Raw genomic sequence first — 21,202 nt, 5'->3', positions numbered from 1 at the left:
GCTGACCCCTCAGGCTCAGCCGGCCAGGTCACCCCCCAGGCGCTCGGCCACCGTGTTGACGTCCTTGTCCCCCCGGCCGGAGAGGTTCAGCACCACTTCCGTGCCCGGAGCGAGGGTGGGGCAGAGCTGCTCGAGATGGGCGAAGGCATGGGCCGTCTCGAGGGCCGGGATGATCCCCTCGAGCTGGCTGAGGCGCTGCAGGGCCTCGAGGGCCTGGGCATCGGTGACCGCCACGTAGTCGACGCGGCCGATCTCCCGCAGGTAGCTGTGCTCGGGGCCCACACCCGGGTAGTCGAGGCCGGCACTGATGGAATGGGCTTCCTGCACCTGGCCGTCGTCGTCCTGCAGCAGCAGGCTCATGGCGCCGTGGAGCACACCGGTGCGTCCCTCCGTGATCGTGGCCGCGTGGCGCCCGCTGGCCACCCCCTCGCCTGCCGCCTCGACGCCGATCATCCGCACGGAGGTTTCCGGCACGAAGGGGTGGAACAGGCCCATGGCATTGGAGCCCCCGCCCACGCAGGCCACCAGCACATCCGGCAGACGCCCGAAGGCCTCCTGGCACTGGCGGCGCGTCTCCTGGCCGATGACCGCATGGAAATCGCGCACGAGCATCGGGTAGGGGTGAGGCCCGGCCACCGACCCGAGGATGTAATGGGTGGTCTCCACATTGGTCACCCAGTCCCGGATCGCCTCGCTGGTGGCGTCCTTGAGGGTGGCCGTTCCGGCGGTGACCGGCTGCACCCGCGCTCCCAGCAGGCGCATGCGGAAGACGTTGAGCGCCTGCCGGCGCATGTCCTCCGCGCCCATGTAGATGACGCACTCCAGCCCGAAGCGGGCACAGACCGTGGCGGTGGCCACACCGTGCTGTCCGGCACCGGTCTCGGCGATGATCCGCTTCTTGCCCATCCGGAGGGCGAGAAGCGCCTGGCCGAGGGCGTTGTTGATCTTGTGGGCGCCGGTGTGGTTCAGGTCTTCCCGCTTGAGCCACAGGCGCGGACCACCCTCCGGACGGCGGTAGTGGGCGGTGAGACGCTCGGCCTCGTAGAGCGCCGTGGGACGGCCGACGTAACTGGCCAGAAGCCGGTTCAGCTCGCCGGTGAAGGCCGGATCGGCCCAGGCCCTGGCGGCGGCGGTCTCCAGCTCGGCCAGGGCCGGCATGAGGGTTTCCGGCACGTACTGGCCGCCGTAGCGCCCGAAGCGACCCTGGGGACCCGGGCGCGCGGCCGGAGCGAGAGCATCGGAGCCCGCGTCGGTGCTGGTGTTGGGAGGCAGGGTGCTGGTCACGGAGCGGTCGGCGGCGGGCCTGCGGACGTGCCGTCAGCGTAGGCAGCCCGGCCGGCGGGCCTGCAGGAGGATGCGCTCAGACAGGCGGACGCCGGGGCGGAGACCATGCCGAAGGGAGGCTGGCGGGAATGGAACGACCCGGCACTGGAGCGCGGCGTCACCCGGTCCGGTGCCCCAGCGGCTGGTGGAGGGGGCTCCACCACACCGAAAGCGCAGCAGACGGTGCGGGTGCAGCCCACCCGCGCGGGCAAGGGAGGCAAGACGGTGACGGTCATCCGCGGGCTGGAGCTGACCGACAGCGAGCGCAGGGCACTGCTGAAACGGCTCAAGGGGCGCATCGGCAGCGGCGGCACCCTGCGGGAGGACGCCCTGGAACTGCAGGGGGATCGGGTGGACCAGGCAATCGCGCTGCTGGAGGAGGAGGGCTTCCGCCCGAAACGCGCCGGCGGCTGAACGCTGGTCAACACATGCGGAGGCGGGGCTGTCGGGACCGCAGGAGAGAATTCAAACCGTTTGATCGAGTTGCGATGACCGCCACACCGGCTGGTGACACCACCGTGAAGGCCACCAACGTCGTCTGGCATCAGCACGCGGTGAACCGCGAGGACCGGGCCCGCCAGCGTGGGCACCGCAGCGCCATCCTCTGGTTCACGGGCCTGTCGGGCTCGGGCAAGAGCACCCTGGCCAATGCCGTGAACGCTGAGCTGTTCCAGCACGGGCTGGCGGCCTACGTGCTCGATGGCGACAACATCCGCCACGGGCTCTGCAAGGACCTGGGCTTCTCCGATGCCGACCGGGAGGAGAACATCCGTCGCATCGGCGAGGTCGCCCGGCTGTTTCTGGATGCCGGCGTGATCGTGCTGACGGCCTTCGTCTCCCCCTTCCGCAGCGACCGCGACCGGGCCCGCTCCCTGGTCGCCGACGGTGATTTCGTCGAGATCCACTGCGCCGCCTCCCTCAGCGTGTGTGAGGAGCGGGATCCCAAGGGTCTCTATGCCAAGGCAAGAGCCGGAGCGATCAAGGATTTCACCGGTATCTCCAGCCCCTACGAGGAGCCGGAGTCACCGGAACTGCGGCTCAACACCGGTGAACAGGATCTGGCGAGCTGCGTGGCCAGCGTGCTGGACCACCTCAGGGCGAAGGGGATCCTGCCTGCGGCGGACTGAGGGCAGCCGCCCCGCGGGCGGGTTCTGAACGGGCCGCATCGATCAGGGTCTTCAGAGAGCTGGCGGCCGGCACCGCCAGCAGCAGACCCAGAAGCTGCCCGAACCCGAAGAGGTCGCCGAGACGGGCGCCAAGAGGCAGGCTGATCAGCAGCCAGGCCGGCTGCAGACCGACGATCTTGCCCATCAGGCGGGGCTGCACCACCTGATCCACCACCTGGCCGACCACGATGGCGGCCGCGAGGATCTCGAGGCCGGTGCGCGGATCCTCAAGGGCCAGCAGCAGGCTCACCAGCACGATGGTGAAGGCACTGGCATAGGGGATCAGGGTGGTGACACCGATCGCCACGGCGAACAGCACGCCGTAGGGGATGCGCAGCAGGGTGAACACCAGGATCTGGCCGAGGCTGAGGATCAGCGCCAGCAGCACCTGACCGGCGAAGTAGCCCCGGAAGGTCCTCTCCAGCGTGCCGGTGACCCGCTCCCGCCAGGGGGGAGGCAGCCATCCCGCCAGCCCTGCGGCGATCGACTCTCCGCCCAGCAGCAGGAACACCGCCAGCACCAGGACGATCACGGTGTTGATCGTGACTCCCAGCGTGGCTCCGAGCACGCTCAGCAACTGCTGGCTGAGCTGGCTGATCACCCGGCTGGTGCGTGTGATCAGATCGCTGCTCAGGTCACCGAACTCGGTGGGGAGACCCCGGCCCTGGGCCCAGACCTGCAGCTGGTTCACCCAGCTCTCGGCCGCCACCAGCCAGCGGGGCAGAGCGCTGATCAGCTGGCTGAGCTGGTCGATCAGCCGCGGCACGAGTGTGATGGCCGCCAGCAGCAGCGCCAGAACGGCACTGAGCACCACCAGGCTGATGGCCAGCCAGCGGGGCAGGCCCCGGGCGCTGAGCCAGCGGCAGGGCAGATCCAGCAGGAAGGCGATCAGGGCCGCGGTGAGGAACAGGGCCGGGAACGGGGCCAGGGGCAGCAACAGCAGCCGCAGCACCACCAGATTCAGCGCCAGCAGGGGCAGGCTGAGCCCCCAGCGCATCCAGCGGGGCAGCACCGGGGCCTCAGCCACCGCCGGAGGTCTCCATGGCGGCGAGATAGGCACTGGCACCGAGGTCCTGCAGCCGCTCGTCCTTGCCCCGCACCTGCTGATGCATCTCCCGCTGATGGCCCGCCAGGGCCTGGGCCAGGTCCGGATCGGACACGGCCAGGATCCGGATCGCCAGCAGGGCGGCGTTGATGGCGTTGCCGATGGCCACGGTGGCGACCGGGATGCCCGCCGGCATCTGCACGATCGAGTGCAGCGAATCCACCCCCGAGAGGGCGCGGCTGCGCACCGGCACGCCGATCACCGGCAGGGTGGTCAGCGAGGCGACCATGCCCGGCAGATGGGCGGCGCCACCGGCTCCGGCCACGATCACCTGCAGGCCGCGGCCGGCGGCGTCCGCGGCGAAGGCCACCATCTCCAGCGGCGTGCGATGGGCCGAGAGCACCCTGACCTCGGTGGCGACCCCGAAGCGCTCGAGCAGGCGCACGCCCGGCTCCAGGGTGGGCAGATCCGAGTCACTGCCCATCACCACCGCCACCCGGGCGGGACCGGACGGTGGAGCGGCAGGCGGATCGGCGGACGGTTCGGCGGCCGATGGCGGCATGACGGCTTCGCTCGGCAAGGATGGGGCCATCCTCTCCCGGAGGCGCCCCGTGCGCTGGCTGAGCAACGTGCGCCTGCCCGGCACCGACCGGTCGGCGGAGGCGATCGATCGCCGCTGGCGCGTCGGCGTTGACGACGACGACAGAATCGTTGCCGTGCAGCGGATCTCCCGCGGCAGCCGCGCCGCCGGCGAGGACTGGCAGGGCGACTGGCTCAGCCCGATGGGCGTCGATCTCCAGATCAACGGCGGTCTGGGTCTCGCCTTCCCGGAACTGAAGGAGTGCGATCGGGATCGCCTCGATGCCCTGCTGCAGCGACTCTGGGAGGACGGTGTGGAAGCGATCGCCCCCACGATCGTGACCTGCCCGCCGGAGGATCTGCGCCGGGCCCTGGCGGTGTTGCGCGAGGCGCGCCAACGGCATCGCCCGGGCCGCTGCCGCCTGCTGGGAGCCCACCTGGAGGGGCCGTTCCTGGCCCCCGTGCGCCGCGGCGCCCATCCCGGCGATCAGATCGTGCCGCCCTCGGCGGATGCCCTGCGCGCCCGCCTGGAGGGGTTCCTCTGCGGCCCCGATGCGGACATCGCCATGGTCACCCTGGCCCCCGAGCGGCCCGGCGGCGAGGCGCTGGTGCGCGACCTGGCGGGTCGGGGCGCCCTGGTCTGCCTGGGCCACAGCGAAGCCGACGAGGGGCAGGCCCGGGCGGCCTTCGCGGCTGGGGTGGCCATGCTGACCCACACCTTCAACGCCATGCCCGGCCTCGGCCACCGCGCCCCCGGCCCGGTGGCGGCCGCCCTGCTGCACGGCGGCATCGCCCTGGGGCTGATCGCCGACGGCGTGCACGTGAGTCCGTCGCTGGCCGTGCTTCTGCAGCGGCTGGCGCCCGCTCAGCTGACCCTGGTGAGCGATGCCCTGGCGCCCTACGGCCTCGGCGACGGGACCCACCGCTGGGACAGCCGGCCCCTGATCGTGCAGGACGGCACCTGCCGTCTGGAGGACGGAACCCTGGCGGGGGTGACCCTGCCACTGCTGGAAGGGGTCCGGCGGCTGGCCGCCTGGAGCGGCGAGCGCTCCGCCGCCATCGCCGCCGCGACGGTGACCCCATGGCGGGCACTCCGCCGTCGACCGCTACAGGCCATCGATCTTCTGCTGCACCGGCCGCTCAGCGCCTGCCTGCGCTGGAGCGAGCACGGCGGCGAGCTGAGCTGGCGCCGCAACGGAGAGGAGCAGCTCCCATAGGATCCGCGCCGTTCGTTGCAGCGCTCCTCCCCATGACCGCGGAACCGCAGGCCAGTGAGAAGGAGCAGGTTGAGGCCTATTTCAACGGCACGGGTTTCGATCGCTGGAACCGCATCTACAGCGACAGCGACGACGTCAACAAGGTCCAGCGCAACATCCGCATCGGCCACCAGAAGACGGTCGATGAGGTGCTGGGCTGGCTGAAGCAGGAGGGGGATCTGAGCGGGCGCAGCATCTGCGATGCCGGCTGCGGGGTGGGGAGCCTGGCTCTGCCGCTGGCCCTGGCCGGAGCCGGCCGGGTGGTGGCGAGCGACCTCTCCGGAGCCATGGTGCTGGAGACCCGGCGACGGGCCGAGCGCGCCGGGATCAGCCCGGAGCAGCTTCAGGTGAGCACCAGCGATCTGGAATCGATCAGCGGCACCTACGACACGGTGGTCTGCCTGGATGTGTTCATCCACTACCCGCAGGAGCAGGCGGAGCAGATGGTGCGGCATCTGGCCGGTCTGGCGCAACGGCAGCTGATCGTGAGCTTCGCCCCCTACAGCCCCTCCCTGGCGCTGCTCAAGCGCGTGGGCCAGCTGTTCCCGGGGCCCAGCAAGACCACCCGCGCCTACCAGTTGCGGGAGGCCGGCATCGTGGCCACTGCCGAGAGCATGGGATTCCAGGCCCGCCGCCGCAGCCTCAACACCGCGCCCTTCTACTTCTCACGCCTGATCGCCTTCGAACGCTTCAGCGGGGCTGCGCTCTGAGCGAGGACCGCGGGGTCAGGCCTCAGCCCCGGTCCGGCCGGTCGACTCCTCCAGAAACCGGTGCGGCAGTTCATCGGACACCGGCAGCATCCGGTCGCAGAAGGTCTGGCCAAAGCGTTGGCGCAGATAGTTGTTCTCGACCTCCAGCTGACCACGTAGCCCATCCAGCTCAGCGGCAGTGAGGAGAAAACGAGCTCCCGCACGGGGCGGCACCTGATACCAGGCGGGATTGATGGCCTCATCCACAATTCTGGGTTCCATGGCGTTCACCAGCATCTGAGCCCTGACCCAGTCGTTGGACGGGCCGTCATTGGCACGAACGATGGAGAATCGGCCGGGATCCAACCCCAGAAAAGACAGCAGGAATGCCACAGGCCCCCCCGCTGGCACAGCAGGCCTCCGCAAACGAAAACCAACGAATCGCCGACCCGAACACCTTCATCAGACGCTCGATTTTCCAGCGCTGCGACAGAAGCGGCCTGGCAGCGTCCATGCGCCTGCCGCCATGCACCACCATCGCGGCGAGAGCGGAGCAATGCAGAGCATAGGGTGAACGGACAAGCGCGAAAGGAATCAAGCGGCGGCAGCGGCCGGAGAGAAACAGCCTGAGATGACGCATGTCCTTTTGGCTGAGGTCGCAAACATCCTCAGCAGAGAGAAGAACGACTCGAGATCCATATAGAGCATCCTTCAGAATCTGCATATTGACGTCGTTGATCTGAGTGCAGTCTGCGATGCCACACTGGATATTGATGTGATGTTGTTCAGGCCTCTCAGCGAAGAGCGAGTGAAGCGGTAAGGAGTGATTCTCCAGGATGCGATCCGGACAGGAAGGATGCCTGAAAGGCGGGTAGCAGATTGCCTGCGTGCGCAGTAGATCGCTGTTCTGCGCACAGGTCGCCTGAAACGAAGAAGAGGCTGCCTTGTGCAGTCCCAGATGCAGGAAAACCGTTTCAGCCATCACCACCCCAGCTCTCGGGGAGCCACCCTGCCGCACAGGCGATCAGCGCCTGCGGCGCAGGGGCTTCCAGCTTCAGCACGCCAGAACCCGACTCCACCAGTGTGAGCCGGTGCGCGTGCAGGTGATAGCCCCCGTCACCGGGCGCATGGTCGGGATCAACGGCCCCACCGACCCGGTAGAGCGGATCCCCGAGCAGGGGAGCACCGAACCAGGCCAGGTGGATGCGGATCTGGTGAGGGCGGCCGGTGCGGATCAGCACCTCCGCCACATCCCCAGCCTCCGCCTTCCCGAGGCGCGTGATCCGGCTCCAGGCCGGCCGGCCACCCGGGGGATCGGCACACCAGATCCGACCGAGCAGAGGGTGGGGCCGCAACCCGATCGGGACCCGGATCACCCGGCTCTCGCCGCACTGCAGCGGCAGCGCGTTGTGAGGGACCAGGGCTCGGTACCTCTTCAGGAGGGGGCCCCACTCCGCAGCTCGCCCCACCTTCGCGGTGCCCTCGCGCGACCCGTCACCCGCCTGCTCACTACAGCCGCGGAACAGGCGGCTGAGCCGCGCCCTGGCCCGGGCGGAGCGAGCGCAGAGCATCACGCCTGACGTGTGGCGACCCAGGCGATGAACCGGAACCGGGACGCCGCGGGGGTCGTCGGCATGGCGGCGCTGCAGCAGCCTCAGCAGAGTGTGCTCCAGGAAGCCGCCACCGGGCATGACAGGCAGGCCGGAGGGTTTGTCCAGAGCCAGCAGATCACCGTCATCGCGCAGCACCTGCCACTGATCGGGAACCGCCGCCTCCAGCCAGGGCGGACGCCTCCACAGGAGCAGATCACCTCGATGCAGCGGCGTCTCCGGCCCGAGCGGGCGGCCGGCGCGCAGCACCTGACCCTGCAGCAGCCGCTGCTGCCAGCAGACGGCATCGGAATGGCGATGGCGAGAGCTGTAGAAGGCCAGCGCGGTCTTGCCCGCATCGGTGGGGCCCACACGGTCCCGGTAGGTCCAGCCCTGGTTGAGCGACGGCTGCATCGGGAAGCGGGGCCGGAAGAGAGCGGGCCCGACGAGGTTGATCCCGCACGGAGGACCGGCGTCCTCAGGTCACCAGACCGTGCTCGAGGGCGTAGCGGACGAGCTCGGTGCGGCTGGAGGTGGAAGTCTTGATGAAGAGGCGGCTCACGTACTTCTCCACATTGCGGATCGAGGTCTCCAGCTGACGGGCGATCTCCTTGTTCATCAGCCCCTCGGCCACCAGCTGGAGCACGCTGGCCTCCCGCGGGGTGAAATCGTGCTGCACGGCATCGGCGGGGCTGCGGCGACCGCCATCGGCCAGCAGGGTGCGGATCTCGGTGATCTGGCGGGCCATCTGGCCGATGTCGGCATCGGCGAAGCGGGCGGCTTCCGCCAGCAGCCGCTCCTGCCGGCGCAGCACGTTGCGCACGCGGGCCACCAGCTCGTCCGGATCGAACGGCTTGGGGATGTAGTCGTCCACCCCCGCCAGGAACCCCTGGGTACGATCGGCCGTCATGCCCTTGGCGGTGAGGAAGATCACCGGCGTGCCGCCCAGCCGCTCGTCGGCCCGGAGGCGCTGGAGCAGGCCATAGCCATCGCAGCGCGGCATCATCACGTCGCTGATGACCACATCGGGATGGAGGGTCTGGGCCCGCTCCCAGCCCTCCTCGCCATCCACGGCGGTGGTCACCTCGAAGCCCTCGTCCTCCAGGTAGGCCTGAACCGCCGCCCTCAGGCCCGGTTCATCGTCCACCAGAAGCAACCGGGGCGCCACCGGCTCGGCTGGCGTCTCGTTCGGGGCTTCAGGGGCAGAGGCCTGATCACTCATCGCAGTGCGGCTCCGGCACGGACTGTGCGGAATCTATCCAGGGTTCAGCGCCCGGCTCCCGGCAGGCGCTGCAGGGTTTCCACCACAAGGCCGGTGTAGCCAAGCTGCCGCGCGGTCTCGGCCAGTCCTGCGGGGTCCTCACCGGCGTGCTCCGGATGACACCCGGCCCACCAGATCAGGTGGTCATCCCGGTTGCTGGGAATGATGCGGCCGCCCGGGTTGAGCTGGCGCACGATCAGGTCCTGGCCGTCGCTGGTCACCCTCAGGGGCTGCTCGGGATCGCAGCGCACGCTTTCGTTGCGCACCAGCAGCTGCTCCGGTTTCTCATCCCACACCTTCAGGCGGCGCAGGGTCGGGTCGCTGCTGACGGGGGCCACATCGAACACACCGAGAGCCTGGACGCCGCCCCAGTACGGACGTTCCCAGAGCAGCACCAGCTCGGCCGGCCGGGCCTGGCTCGGGTCGCCCTTCAGGATCTGGGTCCTGCCGGCCGCCGCAAGCGACAGCAGCGCCGGCAGCAGCGCCAGGGCGATCGGAAGCCGGCGACGGCGGGCAGGAGACCTGGGTCGGAGGAGCGGTTCTGGCATGGGCGACCGCCATGACGGCGTTGCCAGCATGGCGATACCGGATCGCCAGTGCAGCCCCTGCCCGCCCCTCTGATCTACCTCGATCACCAGGCCACCACCCCCTGTGCGGCCGAGGTGGTGGCCGCCATGGAGCCCCACTGGAATGGCGGGTTCGGCAATCCCGCCAGCCGGGCCCACCGCATCGGGCTGGCTGCGGCCGCAGCGGTGGACATCGCGCGCGAGCGGATCGCCTCCCACCTCGATGTGCCGCCGGACTGGGTGGTGTTCACCAGTGGAGCCACCGAAGCCAACAACCTGGCTCTCAAGGGATTGGCGGAGACCGCCGCGGCGCCGGGCCATCTGGTGAGCGTGGTCAGCGAGCACCGGGCCGTGCTCGACCCTCTGGAGGACCTGCGGCGGCGCGGCTGGGAGCTGACCCTGCTGCCGGTGGATCCGGACGGGCGCCTGGACCCCGCACGGCTGGACGCCGCCATCACCCCGGACACCCGGCTGGTGAGCGTGATGGCGGCCAACAACGAGATCGGGGTGATCCAGCCGCTGGAGGCGATCGGGCGCCTCTGCCGCAGCCGCGGCGTGCCCTGGCACTGCGACGCCGCACAGGCCTTCGGCCACATGGCACTCGAGCCGCGCCGGCTGGGGATCGATCTGCTCAGCCTCAGCGGCCACAAGCTGTACGGGCCCAAGGGCATCGGGGCGCTGGTGGTGGCGCCGGAGATCCGACTGCATGCCCAGCTCCACGGGGGCGGCCAGGAGCGGGGACTGCGGGCGGGAACACTGCCCGTGCCCCTGATCGCGGGCCTGGCCGAAGCCTCGGCGCTCGCTCAGGCGGACCGGGTGGAACGGCAGCAGCGCTGCTCCGAACTGCGGCAGCGGTTGCTGACGCCGCTGCTGGAGCTCGGGGATGTGGTGGTGAACGGGTCGATGGAGCACCGCCTCGCCCACAACCTCAGCGTCACGGTGCGGGGGGTGAACGGAGCGGCGCTGCATCGCGAGCTCCGCCGCAGCATCGCCTGCAGCAGCGGCTCCGCCTGCAGCGCCGGCGAACCCTCGCATGTGCTGGCGGCCCTCGGCCGCAGCCGCCGGGAAGCGGAGGCATCGCTGCGGCTGAGCCTGGGGCGGCAGACCAGCGAGGGAGAGGTCGATGCGGCCGGCAGCCGGATCGCTGACGTGGTGCGTCAGCTGCGGCGCGATCGACCGGGCTGAGGCCAGGCAGCGTGGGACCCGCTGGACTCGGCCAGAAGTGCTGCCCGGACGGCCAGAAACCGTTCGCGTCGCTACGTTTCCGTCAGTGCGTCCCGGCGCCCGGCGCCCCCCCGGATCCATGGCCAGCAGCGGCATTTCCCCCAGTTCCGGCTCCGAGCTCAGGGTGATGGAGGCGCTGAAGGACGGCTGGGAGGGCTTCAAGCGCGCGCCCGGCCCGTTCGTGGTGTTCACGCTGATCTGGGGTGTGGTGAACCTGATCGGCTCCGGTCTGCAGCAGGCCAGCACCTTCACCGAAGACACCGGCATGGACCTGATCGGTCTGGTCGTGAGCCTGGTGGGCAGCCTGGTGACCGTTGTGGTGAGCCTCTGGGGCGCCACCGGCATGCTGCGGGGCACCTGGGAGGCCCTGGAAGGTGGACGGCCGGAGCTGGGCAGTTTTCTGCGCTGGGATGGGGGCGCCATGGTGCGGCTGTTCCTGCGCCAGCTCACCCTCGGCATCCTGATGCTGGTGATCCTGGTGCTGATCGGCCTCCTCGGGGCGGGCGCCTACCAGCTGGCCAAACCGCTCGTGATCATCCCCGCTCTGGTGGCCTTCGCCGTGCTCCTGTATCTGGGCATCAACCAGATGTTCCTGGTGCAGATCGCCCTCCTGGAGGGTCCCGGGCCGGTGGCCACGATCGAGCGCGGCCGGCGGACCGTGGACCCCCAGTGGGGTCGTTTCTTTCTGCTGGCGCTCCTGCTGGGGGTGCTGGTGATGGCGGGTGTGGCCCTCTGCGGTGTCGGCCTGCTCGTGGCCACCCCGCTCGTGTCCTGTGTCGCCACAGCCGCCTATCGCCAGGTGTTCGGTACCGAGGATCTGACCGGCCTGATGAGCAGCAGCGGCCTCTGAACCCCACGGGGCCCCTGGGCTGCTGACCCCTCAGCCCGCCCCGGCGGCGACCCCGGATTCGACCAGGGTGAGGGCGACGAAGCCCAGCATGCCCAGCAGCGCCAGCAGCAGCTGAGCCGCCTTGCTCACCAGCAGGCCGGCCACCACGGCCAGCCCCACCGTGGCGCCGCGCCGCAGGGCGGCAGGGCCGCCGAGCGACTGGGGCGGGCGCAGGGCCACCCAGAGCTCCACCAGCGCGGCGCCCAGCCAGGGGCCGACCAGGGCCGCCAGCAGGGGGCCACCCACCGGCAGAGCCGGCAGCAGGCCGAACACCCCCAGCACCAGTCCGATGCCGGCCCCGACGGGGGCCCAGCGGCTGGCCTGAAGCCGAGCGGAGGCGAGACCGAGGGCCAGCAGATCGGCGAGAAGGCCCGCGAGGGTCAGCAGACCCACCAGCAGCAGAGCCCACCATCCCTGCTCCCAGCCGGTGCGCCAGCACCAGAGCAGGGCCCCCAGTGGCAGCAGCACCAGACCCGGCAGCAGCGGGAGCAGGGTTCCGGCAACCGCCAGGGCCTGAATCAGCACCGCCAGCCACCAGACCGGATCGCTGGGCATGGACTCCCTGGGATCAGCCGGGAGCCATCTTCAGGCGACGGGCCGCCCGCAGGCGGGCCGAGCGGCTGCGGGGATTGCGCTCCTGCTCCTCGGGGGAGGCCTGGATCGCCCGCCGGGTCAGCCGCTCCAGGCGCGGGTCGGCCAGGAACGCCTGCTTGACCCGCCGGTCCTCGAGCGAATGGAAGCTGATCACGGCCAGCACGCCCGAGGGGGCCAGCCAGTCAGGGCCTCGTGCCAGCAGGGTCTCCAGAGCCGCGAGTTCATCGTTCACCGCGATCCGCAACGCCTGGAAGGTGCGCGTGGCGGGATGGATGCGGCCGCGCCGGGCCCGGGGGGGATAGCAACCGGCCACCGCATAGGCCAGATCAGCGGTGGTGCGTTCCGGTTCGCTCCAGGGGCGCTGCGCCACCAGACGCCGGGCGATGCGGCGGGAGAGACGCTCCTCGCCGTAGCGGTAGATGAGGTCGGCCAGGTCCTGCTCCGGCAGGGTGTCGAGCAGGTCGGCGGCGGAGGGGCTCCCGGTCGGGTCCATGCGCATGTCGATCGGCCCGGGCTGGCGGAAGCTGAAGCCCCGTTCCGGCACGTCCAGCTGGGGGCTGCTCACCCCCAGATCCGCCAGCACCCCGATCAGGGGCTGGTCGGGCACGTGCTCGGCGAAGCTGCCCGCCAGCACCTGAGCCCGCGCGCCGAAGCACTGCAGGCGCTCCCGAGCCGCGGCCCGGGCTGTGGGATCCCGGTCCAGGCCGATCAGCTGCCAGCCCGGATGGGCCTCGAGCAGGGCGGCGCTGTGGCCGGCCCCTCCGAGCGTCGCGTCCAGCAGCACGCCCCGGGCCGGAGCGTGGGCAAAGAGCTCGAGCACCGGCTCCAGCAGCACGGACGTGTGATCGAAGCGGTCCAGCGGCGGTCGGTCGATCGCGGCCTCCTTCCTAAGATCTGGGCTCCACCGACCCGGATCCATGACGCAGCTGGAAACGCGCACGGAGCCGATGGTGGTGAACTTCGGCCCCCACCACCCCTCGATGCACGGGGTGCTGCGGCTGGTGGTGACCCTCGACGGCGAGGACGTGGTGGACTGCGAGCCGGTGATCGGCTACCTGCACCGCGGCATGGAGAAGATCGCGGAGAACCGCACGAACGTGATGTTCGTGCCCTACGTGAGCCGCTGGGACTACGCGGCCGGAATGTTCAACGAGGCGATCACCGTCAATGCTCCCGAGCAGCTGGCCGATGTGCCGGTGCCGCGCCGCGCCAGCTACATCCGGGTGCTGATGCTCGAGCTGAACCGGATCGCCAATCACCTGCTCTGGCTTGGCCCCTTCCTGGCGGACGTGGGCGCGCAGACGCCCTTCTTCTACATCTTCCGTGAACGGGAGATGATCTACGACCTCTGGGAGGCGGCCACCGGTCAGCGGCTGATCAACAACAACTACTTCCGCATCGGTGGCGTCGCTGCCGATCTGCCCTGGGGCTGGCTGGAGAAGTGCCAGGACTTCTGCAACTGGTTCGGCCCCAAGATCGATGAATACGAAAAGCTGATCACCGACAACCCCATCTTTCGTCGCCGCATCGAGGGCCTCGGCGTGATCAGCCGCGAGCAGGCGATCAACTGGAGCCTGTCCGGCCCGATGCTGCGGGCCTCGGGGGTGCCCTGGGATCTGCGCAAGGTCGACCACTACGAGTGCTACGACGATTTCGACTGGGACGTGGCCTGCGCAACCGAAGGCGACTGCTACGCGCGCTACCGGGTTCGCATCCAGGAGATGCGCCAGTCCCTGCGCATCCTCCAGCAGGCCTGCACGATGATTCCCGGCGGACCGACGGAGAATCTGGAAGCGCGGCGGATGGCCGAAGGCAAGACCAGTGAATTCGCCGGGTTCGATTACCAGTACGTGGCCAAGAAGGTGGCTCCCACCTTCAAGATCCCCGATGGCGAGCTCTACTGCCGCGTCGAATCCGGCAAGGGTGAGCTGGGCGTGTTCATCATCGGCAGCAACGATGTGACGCCCTGGCGCTGGAAGATCCGGGCCGCCGACTTCAACAACCTCCAGATCCTTCCCCACATCCTGCAGGGAGCCAAGGTGGCGGACATCATGGCCATCCTCGGCTCGATCGATGTGATCATGGGCTCGGTGGATCGCTGAGGCACTTCCTGCAGCGGCTGCAGCATGCCGGCCATCTGCTGCCGGCCACCCTCACCACCTATCTGGTGATCAAGGCCTGGCACCCCGGCCTGCCGGGCTGGGAGTGCCCGCTGCGCAGCCTCACCGGAGTCCCCTGTCCCAGCTGCTTCCTCACCCGGGCCACCTCCGCCACCTTTCGGGGCGACCTTGAGAGCGCCGTGAGCCTGCATGCCTTCGGCCCCCTGGTGGCTGTGGGCCTGTTCGCCTGGTCGTTCTGGGCTCTGCGGCAGCGCCGCCTGCTGCCGCCGTCCCTGCAGGGGCGGCATCTGGTGCTGGCCGCAGTGGCACTGCTGGCCTACTGGCTGGCGCGGCTCACCCTGCAGTGGGGGTTCGGGATGCAGGTGTTTCCAGCGGCAGGCTGAACGAGGCGGTGAGACACGGCAGCGATAGGAGCACACGCCCGCCCTGTCATTCGCTTCGTGCGCGGCGTAGAGGCCAGGATTCAGGGCCTGGAGCTGGTGTTCAGTCGGGTTACTTCCGCCCGCTCCCTGTCGCAGCGCCGCTACGGCGTCAGCTGAACGCTGGCAGGCTCCGCAACCAGGCGAAGAAGACGGGCGCTGAGGGCGAGGCCGATCGCCTGGGCTCGGGTGGTCATGACGCTGCGCAGGGGTCCCAATGAATGGGCGAGAGTCCTGGTCAACCGATCGGTCGCCATCAGCAAGCCGGATCGTTCTGCTCGCGCCATGAGCCAAAGGAATGGACCTGCACCAATCCCCAATGCCCGGTACGTACGCCGGGTCACACGGCACCGGGTCGGGTCTCTGGTTGGGCGGCCCGGCCTTTCTTTGGCGCAGCACAGGAACGTGCTCCTGCTCATCTGGACAAGCGCGCGCGACGGAGGGAGTCGATTCGCCACCAGGCTCCGCCCATAAGAACCCCCCCAGACGCGGAGCCCGGGGGCATGTGTGGTCTGAGCCCGGTCGATGGTGGTCAGACGATCACGACCGACTGCTCCGCTACGAGCTGATCAGCAGACACTCCGGTGAAGGTGGTGGTGCCGAAGTCAGTGACCAGCTGAGCATCGGCGCCGGACTGGACGATGGAATAGCTGGTATCAGCCTGGATGTGGAACAGATCGCCGTGCTCGAAGCTGAAGCCTGAGACGACGTCGTTTCCAGCGGACCAGAGGAAGGTGTCAGCGGCACCCGTCCCCATCAGGATGTCGTCACCAGCGGTCCCGGTGATGGGATCGCCGGGCAGCGGATCGGTGCCAGGGAGTTCGGGCTCGGTGGGTGGATCGAGGGGGAGACCAAAGCTGAGGTCGGCATCGATGCTGTTGCGACCTGCGTCGATGACGCGGATGCCGGTGATGGGATCAAAGGAGCTGCCCTGCTGGTTGTTGAGGGTGGCCACCAGTTCTCCGCGGCTGGAGGTGATGGTGCGGTCACCGTTGCGATCGATCTCCGAGATCACAAAGGCGGGTCTATCGGCTCCGTCGATGGCAGGAATAGACGGAGCGTAGGCATCAGCAAGGATCTCGATGCTGTCCGCCCCAGTCGCATCCTCGATTGTGTTGCTGCCGCCGGTCAGCACAAAGGTGTCGGCTCCACCCCTGCCGGCGAGGATATCGTCGCCTGTACCGCTAATCAGGGTGTTGTCGTTGCCATCACCGCGAATGACATCATCAAGCCTGCTTCCTTGGATGTTCTCAACGCTATAAACGTAGTCGCGTTCACGGGATTCGGAAGTTACTTCGGGTGTATCGAACTCACGAATGCCGTTCTGGATATGCCCACGGACCAAATCAGCATCGATCCCCCGAGTGGAGAAGTTGGTCTGATAGTCGTAGGAGATCCAGTCGGATCCTTCACCGCCATAGATGTAGTTTTTTCCGCCACCGGTCATGAACATGTCATCGCCGCCGAAGCCCCAGACTTTCACGTCATCCATGTCGGGCTCGTCCGCGCTATCAGAGGCGAAGGCCACAAATGTATCGCCGAAGTCGCTGCCCAAGAACTTCTTCTCATCGTTGACCCTCATGATTGCCTGGCTGCCGTACGCGCCCATGAGCAATACGCCATTCTGGCCGAGTTGTCTCGTCATCGGGACGTCGTCGCCAGTAAACATTGGATGAATGTTCTCATCCCCGACGTGGTCCAGGCTAAATGACGCACTATTCCCCTCCAGAGCCACCATTGAGTTTTTCATCGTGGCGAAGGCATGATTTACGAAGAGCCGCTCTCCTTGGAGGCCATTCGTGAACGCTTCCATCCCTTGCTCTGAGAGGTATCTGTTCATGGAGTCGAGGTCATAGTCGACATTTGCCAAGATCGTGTAGATCCCGTTCGCCTCCTGCTCCACCATGAACCCGTAGCCAACATCCTTCTGGGTGATCTTCATCGACGTCGCGCCAGGGTCATAGTTGAGGATGAGTGAGTCCTCGAATGGATTAAAGTCCTCGATCACATCAGCATCAGGCCAGTGGAAGTTCAGGCTTGGAGGCGTGCTTGGGCTCGGATTGATGAGATTCACCAATTCGCTGGCTGCCCGCGTGAGATAGCCCAGCGGTCTAGTCACAGGCGTCGACATAAGGATATTGCTGCTAATGCTGAGGCCTTGGGAGACGTCGGAACCAAAGGCGTTTCCACTGCTTCCAGGATCCAGCTGCAACCAGCTATTTCCAGTCATTGGAGCCAGCACGAAGGTGTCGGAACCGGCACCTCCGTTCAGCACGTTCCGATCAGAATCGTTGTAGCGACCACTGACGATGAGCCAGTCATCACCTGATCCACCTCGAAGGGTGTCGTTGCCAAGCCCACTGACGAGGCGATCGTTATCGGCCCCGCCATCAAGCAGATCGTTGCCCGCCCGTCCGATCAACACATCATTGCCGCCATTCCCGAAGAGCTCGTTGTCATGGATATAGGGCATCTGGAACGCGCCATCGCTCAGTGGGACGTAGCCGGCTCCAATGATCACGTTGTCTGCGTCATTGCCCGCAACGCTTGAGTACACCCACCAGGTTGCTTGTCCAACCTGGAGGGCGCTGTTCTCCAGATGGGGGTCAATCCGCGTAAAGAAGTAGTCGTTCTTGAAATCTCCAACATTAGAGATCGAGCCTCTTTTCCGCACAGTCAGCTCCCAAGGACTACTTGGGTTACCCAGACGCTGACCGTCATACACATCAGCCCAGCCATCGAGGTTGACCTGACGGAGATCCTCTTCGGGGATTGTTTGCCAGAACAGGAACTTAGGATCGGCAAACGGGGCGCCGGTGGCTGCACTCTCCAGGCCTACGGGAGCCAGGCCGTGCTGCCCGTCAATCAGGTCAGATGACTCGGGGGCAGTGTCGGAATCCAACGCATGCTTGCTGCTGTAGCCAGTGATTCGGTCGACGTTGATTGGGGTCATGATCATCACCTGGTTTGCGGGTATCGGAGTAGTGATGACAGACCTGCTCAGATGAGATCTGGTGCAGGCCGCTTCCCTTGGCTCCTGATGTCATGGTCTGCCGGCCACCCGACCCGTTCATCCTTCATCTGAAGGATTCGGAGACAGAACCCTACAGATGGAGGGGAATGATGTTCGTTGCATGAGATCCGCCACCTTTAGCCCATGTCTCAAGCCGGGAATCTGTAGCTTCCGACTCCTCTGGGCTGGGGCGATTCATCACCGGGTTGCACTTCCGTGCCCTCAGTCACACATCAGTCGCAATCCTGCTCAACCCGGCACACGACTCTCCCCGCAACGGCGCCTCAACTGGACCAGGCGCACTGATCTCGGTAACGGGGGTGGATCCGCGCCAGCCCCTCCTCCACCAGCCTCTTGCCGACGTTCACCCCGGCCGGTGTCCAGACCTCGGCCACGGTCCGGCCGAAGCGGTCGGTGGTGAGCGGCTCCACCTGGACCCCTCCGGCCGTGAGATGGCGCAGGCGTCGTGTGGTCGCGGCCGCCCCGGGCTGACCTCGTTCCGGGGCATCCATGCAGGCCAGGCGGATCCGCGTCCCACCACGCAGCACCAGGGTGTCACCGTCGATCACCCGTTCCACCACGGCGGCATCACCGGGGGTGCCGCCCACCAGCAGGGTGGCGAGGAGCAGGAGGGGGGTGCGGGTCATTTGTCGCAGGCAGGGAACTTCCGCTCGGAGGCGGTGGAGGTCGGTGGAGACGAGACGGGCCGCGGCCAACACACAGCTGTTGAAGCCCTGATCGCTGATGAAGGGCGTGGCTCCCATCTGGCAGGGGGTTGGGCTGGCAGAGGGCGCCGTGATCATCGTGGTGGGGCCGATCCCGCCGGATCCACCTGAGACGCACCCTTTGACCCGACAACTCGGGACCAAGCTGCACACGATCTGCTCACCATTTCGGAGCGCTCAGATGAGACACCACTCCACCCCTGCGATCTGAGCTGCTGCTCCTTGGCCGGCTGAACAAAGGCACCGGCGGCAGGATGGCTTTCAGCGCAGCACCCCCTGGTGATACGCCGCGTTCTGGATGTAGAACGTCGCCACCGGAACGGCGATCAGGGCACCGACCCCGCAGCTGCAGAGCGTGAAGACGATCACCAGCAGGCCGACAAGCAGCTGAATGCCCACGAAGGTGAGGCCCTTCTCGCTGCTGTACACCGACTGGATGGAGGTGCGCAGGGCATCGACGATCCCCACATCGGTGGTGAAGATGCGGTTCACATAGACCGGCATCACCAGCGACACCGCAAGCCCTGGAAGGATGCAGAGCAGCAACCCCAGGGCCACGCTGAGGGAGAAGAGAACGCCGGCCAGCAAATAGCGCAGCGGCCGGCGCAACAGGGCACTGAACGCCTCAGCGGTGGTGATCGTCTCCCCCTGCTCGTAATAGAGCGCGGGCACGGCCACGAACAGCACCCCCACCAGATTGGAGAGCAGCGTGAACGGCAGCTGGCCCATCTGCGCCAGCACACCGGAAAGGGTGACAACGATCTCGCTGACATCGGTGTCGACATTGCCGCCACTGATGGCCAGGCCGATCAGGGCGATCGCCAGATACACCATCACCCCCAGGCCGCTGATCACCGCGGTGGCCAGCCAGATCAGAAGGATGGTGGGAATGTGGTCGACGAAGGCCCGCCAGGCCCTGTTCAGGCTGGGTTGTTCGGTGGCGAAGGGCGCAGCCAACGGAGCCGGGGAATGGAATGCCCGGAATGTAGGGGCCGCGGCCCGCGGCGCCCACGCACCCCCCAGCTGCTGGAATCAGCCCCTGCCAGGATGCGCCCATGGAGCCGCGGCCCTGGTTGAGCCTTCCGCGAACCGCCCGCTTCGGCGACACCGATGGGGCGGGGGTGATGCACTTCCACCAGCTGCTGCGCTGGTGCCACGAGGCCTATGAGGAGAGTCTCGAACGCTTCGGCATCCCGGCCGCCGCGATCTTTCCCACAGCGGGCCGCCCTCTGGCCGTGGCCCTGCCGATCAGCCACTGCCAGGCCGACTTCCTGGCCCCGGTGCACTGCGGCGAGCCGCTGCGGATCGTGCTCACACCGCGGCGCCTGGATCCCACCGCCTTCGAGGTGGGCTACACGCTGCATCGAGAGGGATCAGGGGGCGAGGCCGCCGAGACGGCGGGAGTGCCCCCTCTGGCCAGGGCCCTGAGCCGGCATGTGGCGATCGATGCGGCCTCGCGCCGGCGCTGCCCCCTGCCCGACCCCATCGCCCGCTGGCTGGAGGCCTCCGGCCTCGGCCGGGGCGTGCAAGCTCTCTGAACCCGACCCCGTTATGACCGCCACGCCTGCAGCACCCCGCACCGTGATGATCAGCGGGGCCACCGGCGGCATCGGCCGGGCCATCGCCGAGCACTTGCTGCAGGAGAAGCACCGCCTGAGCCTCGGCTGCCGGGAGCCGGAGGCGCTGGCGGGCACCCCCCTGGGCGAGGACCCACTGGTGCAGCGGGTCGCCTACGAGGCCACCGATCCGGATGCCGCCGAGCGCTGGGTGGCCCGGGCCGTGGATCGCTTCGGGGGAGTGGACACGGTGGTGAATGTGGCCGGCATCCTGAGCCGGGTGCCATTTCTGTTCGCTGAAGGCGACGAGGCGGAGATCCGTCGCTGCTTCGAGGTGAATGTGCTCGGCCCTTGGTGGCTGACCCGGGCCGCCTGGCCCCAGCTGCTGGCCCATGGTCAGGGCCGGGTGATCAACCTCTCCTCCATGTCGGGCAAGCGGGTGAAGGGCACCATGGCGGCCTACCCGGTGAGCAAGTTCGCGCTCCAGGCCCTCGGCCAGGCCATGCGCAACGAAGGATGGGAGGCCGGCATCCGGGTCACCTCGATCTGCCCGGCCTGGGTGAACACCAGCATGGCCAGCCGGGTGCCGGTCGATCCAACCAGCATGATCCAGCCCGCCCAGATCGCCGAGCTGGTGGCGGGTCTGCTGCGGCTGGGCAACGCGGCGATTCCCCAGGAGCTGGCGCTCAACAGCCAGCTGGAGATCGGCTGATCAGCGGCGCAACCGTCCCAGAGCCCAGATCACGGCCCCGAGCTGCAGCGGCAGCAGGCTGAGCTGGGTGGCCAGGGGGTGAAACCGGTCATGGGGCACCCCCGCCATCATCCCGGCCGTTCCGAGAGCGGCGAGGGCCAGAACGGCGGTGGGGATGCGGGGCAGGCTGGTCATGGTTCAGAACCAGGCCTTGCTGCCCTCGATGTACTGCTCGTTGAATTCGGCATCGCTCTTGGTCAGGTAGATCACCCCCTCGATCAGGCCGATCACACCCATCACGCCGCTGGCGATGCCGCAGGTCACGATACCGCCGGCGATGGTGACCGCCAGCATGATGATGCCGGCGTTCTTGTAGCCGAGAACGAATTTGTGGATGCCGAGCGAGCCGAGAAAGATGCCGAGCAGGCCCGCGGCGAGTTTCTTGTTGCTGATTTCTGAAGCGTCCATTGCGGGTGCTGGCGAGGCAGCGGCTGCCG

The 21,202-nt window shown here is 68.0% G+C and carries 25 protein-coding genes; 10 read left to right on the top strand and 15 right to left on the bottom strand.

Annotation, left to right across the window (positions count from 1 at the left end; all coding sequences use genetic code 11):
* Positions 1-15: 15 nt before the first annotated feature.
* On the bottom strand, positions 16-1,284 hold the full coding sequence (trpB, locus tag EVJ50_RS12085; RefSeq protein WP_150884281.1) for a tryptophan synthase subunit beta: 1,269 nt from the start codon (positions 1,282-1,284) through the stop codon (positions 16-18).
* A gap of 105 nt (positions 1,285-1,389) precedes the next feature.
* Between trpB and EVJ50_RS12080 the strand changes: the two genes are divergently transcribed.
* Positions 1,390-1,737 carry a translation initiation factor gene (locus tag EVJ50_RS12080; RefSeq protein ID WP_150884280.1) on the top strand — a complete coding sequence of 116 codons (348 nt, stop codon included), beginning with the start codon at positions 1,390-1,392 and terminating at the stop codon, positions 1,735-1,737.
* 74 nt (positions 1,738-1,811) lie between these two features.
* Entirely contained in the window at positions 1,812-2,450 is a 639-nt protein-coding gene (cysC, locus tag EVJ50_RS12075; protein WP_150884279.1) for an adenylyl-sulfate kinase, read from the top strand.
* Here cysC and EVJ50_RS12070 read toward each other — a convergent pair.
* Positions 2,416-3,486, bottom strand: coding sequence for an AI-2E family transporter (locus tag EVJ50_RS12070; RefSeq protein ID WP_150885014.1), 1,071 nt, complete (start codon positions 3,484-3,486; stop codon positions 2,416-2,418). The genes cysC and EVJ50_RS12070 overlap by 35 nt on opposite strands.
* A gap of 22 nt (positions 3,487-3,508) precedes the next feature.
* Positions 3,509-4,096: a 5-(carboxyamino)imidazole ribonucleotide mutase gene (gene purE / locus EVJ50_RS12065; RefSeq protein WP_150884278.1), complete on the bottom strand. Its 588-nt coding sequence runs from the start codon at positions 4,094-4,096 to the stop codon at positions 3,509-3,511.
* Here purE and EVJ50_RS12060 point away from each other — a divergent pair.
* A complete protein-coding gene (locus EVJ50_RS12060; RefSeq protein ID WP_225322928.1) occupies positions 4,095-5,330 on the top strand; it encodes an N-acetylglucosamine-6-phosphate deacetylase in 1,236 nt (411 codons plus the stop codon). The two genes, purE and EVJ50_RS12060, sit on opposite strands and share 2 nt — an antisense overlap.
* Before the next feature lie 32 nt (positions 5,331-5,362).
* A complete protein-coding gene (gene bchM, locus EVJ50_RS12055) occupies positions 5,363-6,079 on the top strand; it encodes a magnesium protoporphyrin IX methyltransferase (RefSeq protein WP_150884277.1) in 717 nt (238 codons plus the stop codon).
* 15 nt (positions 6,080-6,094) lie between these two features.
* Here bchM and EVJ50_RS12050 read toward each other — a convergent pair whose 3' ends face one another.
* The 5 genes from EVJ50_RS12050 to EVJ50_RS12030 all read right to left on the bottom strand — a co-directional run bounded on the left by EVJ50_RS12050 (position 6,095) and on the right by EVJ50_RS12030 (position 9,456).
* Positions 6,095-6,355: a hypothetical protein gene (locus EVJ50_RS12050; protein ID WP_150884276.1), complete on the bottom strand. Its 261-nt coding sequence runs from the start codon at positions 6,353-6,355 to the stop codon at positions 6,095-6,097.
* Between the two features lie 31 nt (positions 6,356-6,386).
* Positions 6,387-7,046 (bottom strand): hypothetical protein, encoded by a 660-nt coding sequence (locus EVJ50_RS12045; RefSeq protein WP_150884275.1) that lies wholly within the window; start codon positions 7,044-7,046, stop codon positions 6,387-6,389.
* Positions 7,033-8,061: a pseudouridine synthase gene (locus EVJ50_RS12040; RefSeq protein ID WP_150884273.1), complete on the bottom strand. Its 1,029-nt coding sequence runs from the start codon at positions 8,059-8,061 to the stop codon at positions 7,033-7,035. Before EVJ50_RS12040 ends, EVJ50_RS12045 begins: the two co-directional genes overlap by 14 nt.
* Positions 8,062-8,125: 64 nt before the next feature.
* Positions 8,126-8,869, bottom strand: a complete 744-nt coding sequence (locus tag EVJ50_RS12035; protein WP_150884271.1) for a response regulator transcription factor — start codon at positions 8,867-8,869, stop codon at positions 8,126-8,128.
* 44 nt (positions 8,870-8,913) lie between these two features.
* Positions 8,914-9,456, bottom strand: coding sequence for a hypothetical protein (locus EVJ50_RS12030; protein WP_150884269.1), 543 nt, complete (start codon positions 9,454-9,456; stop codon positions 8,914-8,916).
* A 48-nt stretch (positions 9,457-9,504) separates the two neighbouring features.
* Between EVJ50_RS12030 and EVJ50_RS12025 the strand changes: the two genes are divergently transcribed.
* Positions 9,505-10,659 carry a cysteine desulfurase family protein gene (locus EVJ50_RS12025; protein ID WP_370455496.1) on the top strand — a complete coding sequence of 385 codons (1,155 nt, stop codon included), beginning with the start codon at positions 9,505-9,507 and terminating at the stop codon, positions 10,657-10,659.
* Between the two features lie 118 nt (positions 10,660-10,777).
* Entirely contained in the window at positions 10,778-11,548 is a 771-nt protein-coding gene (locus tag EVJ50_RS12020) for a hypothetical protein (RefSeq protein ID WP_150884267.1), read from the top strand.
* 30 nt (positions 11,549-11,578) lie between these two features.
* Here EVJ50_RS12020 and EVJ50_RS12015 read toward each other — a convergent pair whose 3' ends face one another.
* Both EVJ50_RS12015 and rsmH read right to left on the bottom strand, forming a co-directional pair.
* The gene (locus EVJ50_RS12015; RefSeq protein WP_150884265.1) at positions 11,579-12,142 is read right to left on the bottom strand and encodes a DUF456 family protein; all 564 of its coding nucleotides are present in this window, start codon (positions 12,140-12,142) and stop codon (positions 11,579-11,581) included.
* 13 nt (positions 12,143-12,155) lie between these two features.
* Positions 12,156-13,100 (bottom strand): 16S rRNA (cytosine(1402)-N(4))-methyltransferase RsmH, encoded by a 945-nt coding sequence (gene rsmH, locus EVJ50_RS12010; RefSeq protein WP_150884263.1) that lies wholly within the window; start codon positions 13,098-13,100, stop codon positions 12,156-12,158.
* On the opposite strand from rsmH, the gene EVJ50_RS12005 reads away from it, so the two are divergent.
* Positions 13,099-14,283 (top strand): NAD(P)H-quinone oxidoreductase subunit H, encoded by a 1,185-nt coding sequence (locus tag EVJ50_RS12005; protein ID WP_150884261.1) that lies wholly within the window; start codon positions 13,099-13,101, stop codon positions 14,281-14,283. The genes rsmH and EVJ50_RS12005 overlap by 2 nt on opposite strands.
* Before the next feature lie 65 nt (positions 14,284-14,348).
* A complete protein-coding gene (locus tag EVJ50_RS12000) occupies positions 14,349-14,684 on the top strand; it encodes a DUF2752 domain-containing protein (RefSeq protein WP_225322927.1) in 336 nt (111 codons plus the stop codon).
* Positions 14,685-15,252: 568 nt separating this feature from the next.
* On the opposite strand, the gene EVJ50_RS11995 is transcribed toward EVJ50_RS12000, so the two are convergent.
* The 3 genes from EVJ50_RS11995 to EVJ50_RS11985 all read right to left on the bottom strand — a co-directional run bounded on the left by EVJ50_RS11995 (position 15,253) and on the right by EVJ50_RS11985 (position 19,415).
* Positions 15,253-17,673 carry a hypothetical protein gene (locus EVJ50_RS11995; protein ID WP_191964772.1) on the bottom strand — a complete coding sequence of 807 codons (2,421 nt, stop codon included), beginning with the start codon at positions 17,671-17,673 and terminating at the stop codon, positions 15,253-15,255.
* 344 nt (positions 17,674-18,017) lie between these two features.
* Complete coding sequence (locus EVJ50_RS11990) at positions 18,018-18,497, bottom strand: thermonuclease family protein (protein WP_150884255.1); 480 nt, start codon at positions 18,495-18,497, stop codon at positions 18,018-18,020.
* Positions 18,498-18,719: 222 nt separating this feature from the next.
* The gene (locus EVJ50_RS11985) at positions 18,720-19,415 is read right to left on the bottom strand and encodes a hypothetical protein (RefSeq protein ID WP_150884253.1); all 696 of its coding nucleotides are present in this window, start codon (positions 19,413-19,415) and stop codon (positions 18,720-18,722) included.
* A 98-nt stretch (positions 19,416-19,513) separates the two neighbouring features.
* Here EVJ50_RS11985 and EVJ50_RS11980 point away from each other — a divergent pair, with 98 nt between their 5' ends.
* Together EVJ50_RS11980 and EVJ50_RS11975 are read left to right on the top strand one after the other, a co-directional pair.
* Positions 19,514-19,996, top strand: coding sequence for a thioesterase family protein (locus EVJ50_RS11980; protein ID WP_150884251.1), 483 nt, complete (start codon positions 19,514-19,516; stop codon positions 19,994-19,996).
* Between the two features lie 13 nt (positions 19,997-20,009).
* Positions 20,010-20,726, top strand: coding sequence for an SDR family NAD(P)-dependent oxidoreductase (locus EVJ50_RS11975; protein ID WP_150884249.1), 717 nt, complete (start codon positions 20,010-20,012; stop codon positions 20,724-20,726).
* On the opposite strand, the gene EVJ50_RS14715 is transcribed toward EVJ50_RS11975, so the two are convergent.
* Both EVJ50_RS14715 and EVJ50_RS11970 read right to left on the bottom strand, forming a co-directional pair.
* Positions 20,727-20,900 (bottom strand): hypothetical protein, encoded by a 174-nt coding sequence (locus EVJ50_RS14715; protein WP_191964771.1) that lies wholly within the window; start codon positions 20,898-20,900, stop codon positions 20,727-20,729.
* Between the two features lie 3 nt (positions 20,901-20,903).
* Entirely contained in the window at positions 20,904-21,173 is a 270-nt protein-coding gene (locus EVJ50_RS11970; RefSeq protein WP_150884247.1) for a TM2 domain-containing protein, read from the bottom strand.
* Between the last annotated feature and the right edge of the window lie 29 nt (positions 21,174-21,202).

The organism is Synechococcus sp. RSCCF101 (genome assembly GCF_008807075.1).
GTDB lineage: Bacteria > Cyanobacteriota > Cyanobacteriia > PCC-6307 > Cyanobiaceae > RSCCF101.
The sequence above is the reverse complement of the archived record's forward strand: the minus strand, read 5'-3'. Positions and strand labels throughout refer to the sequence as shown.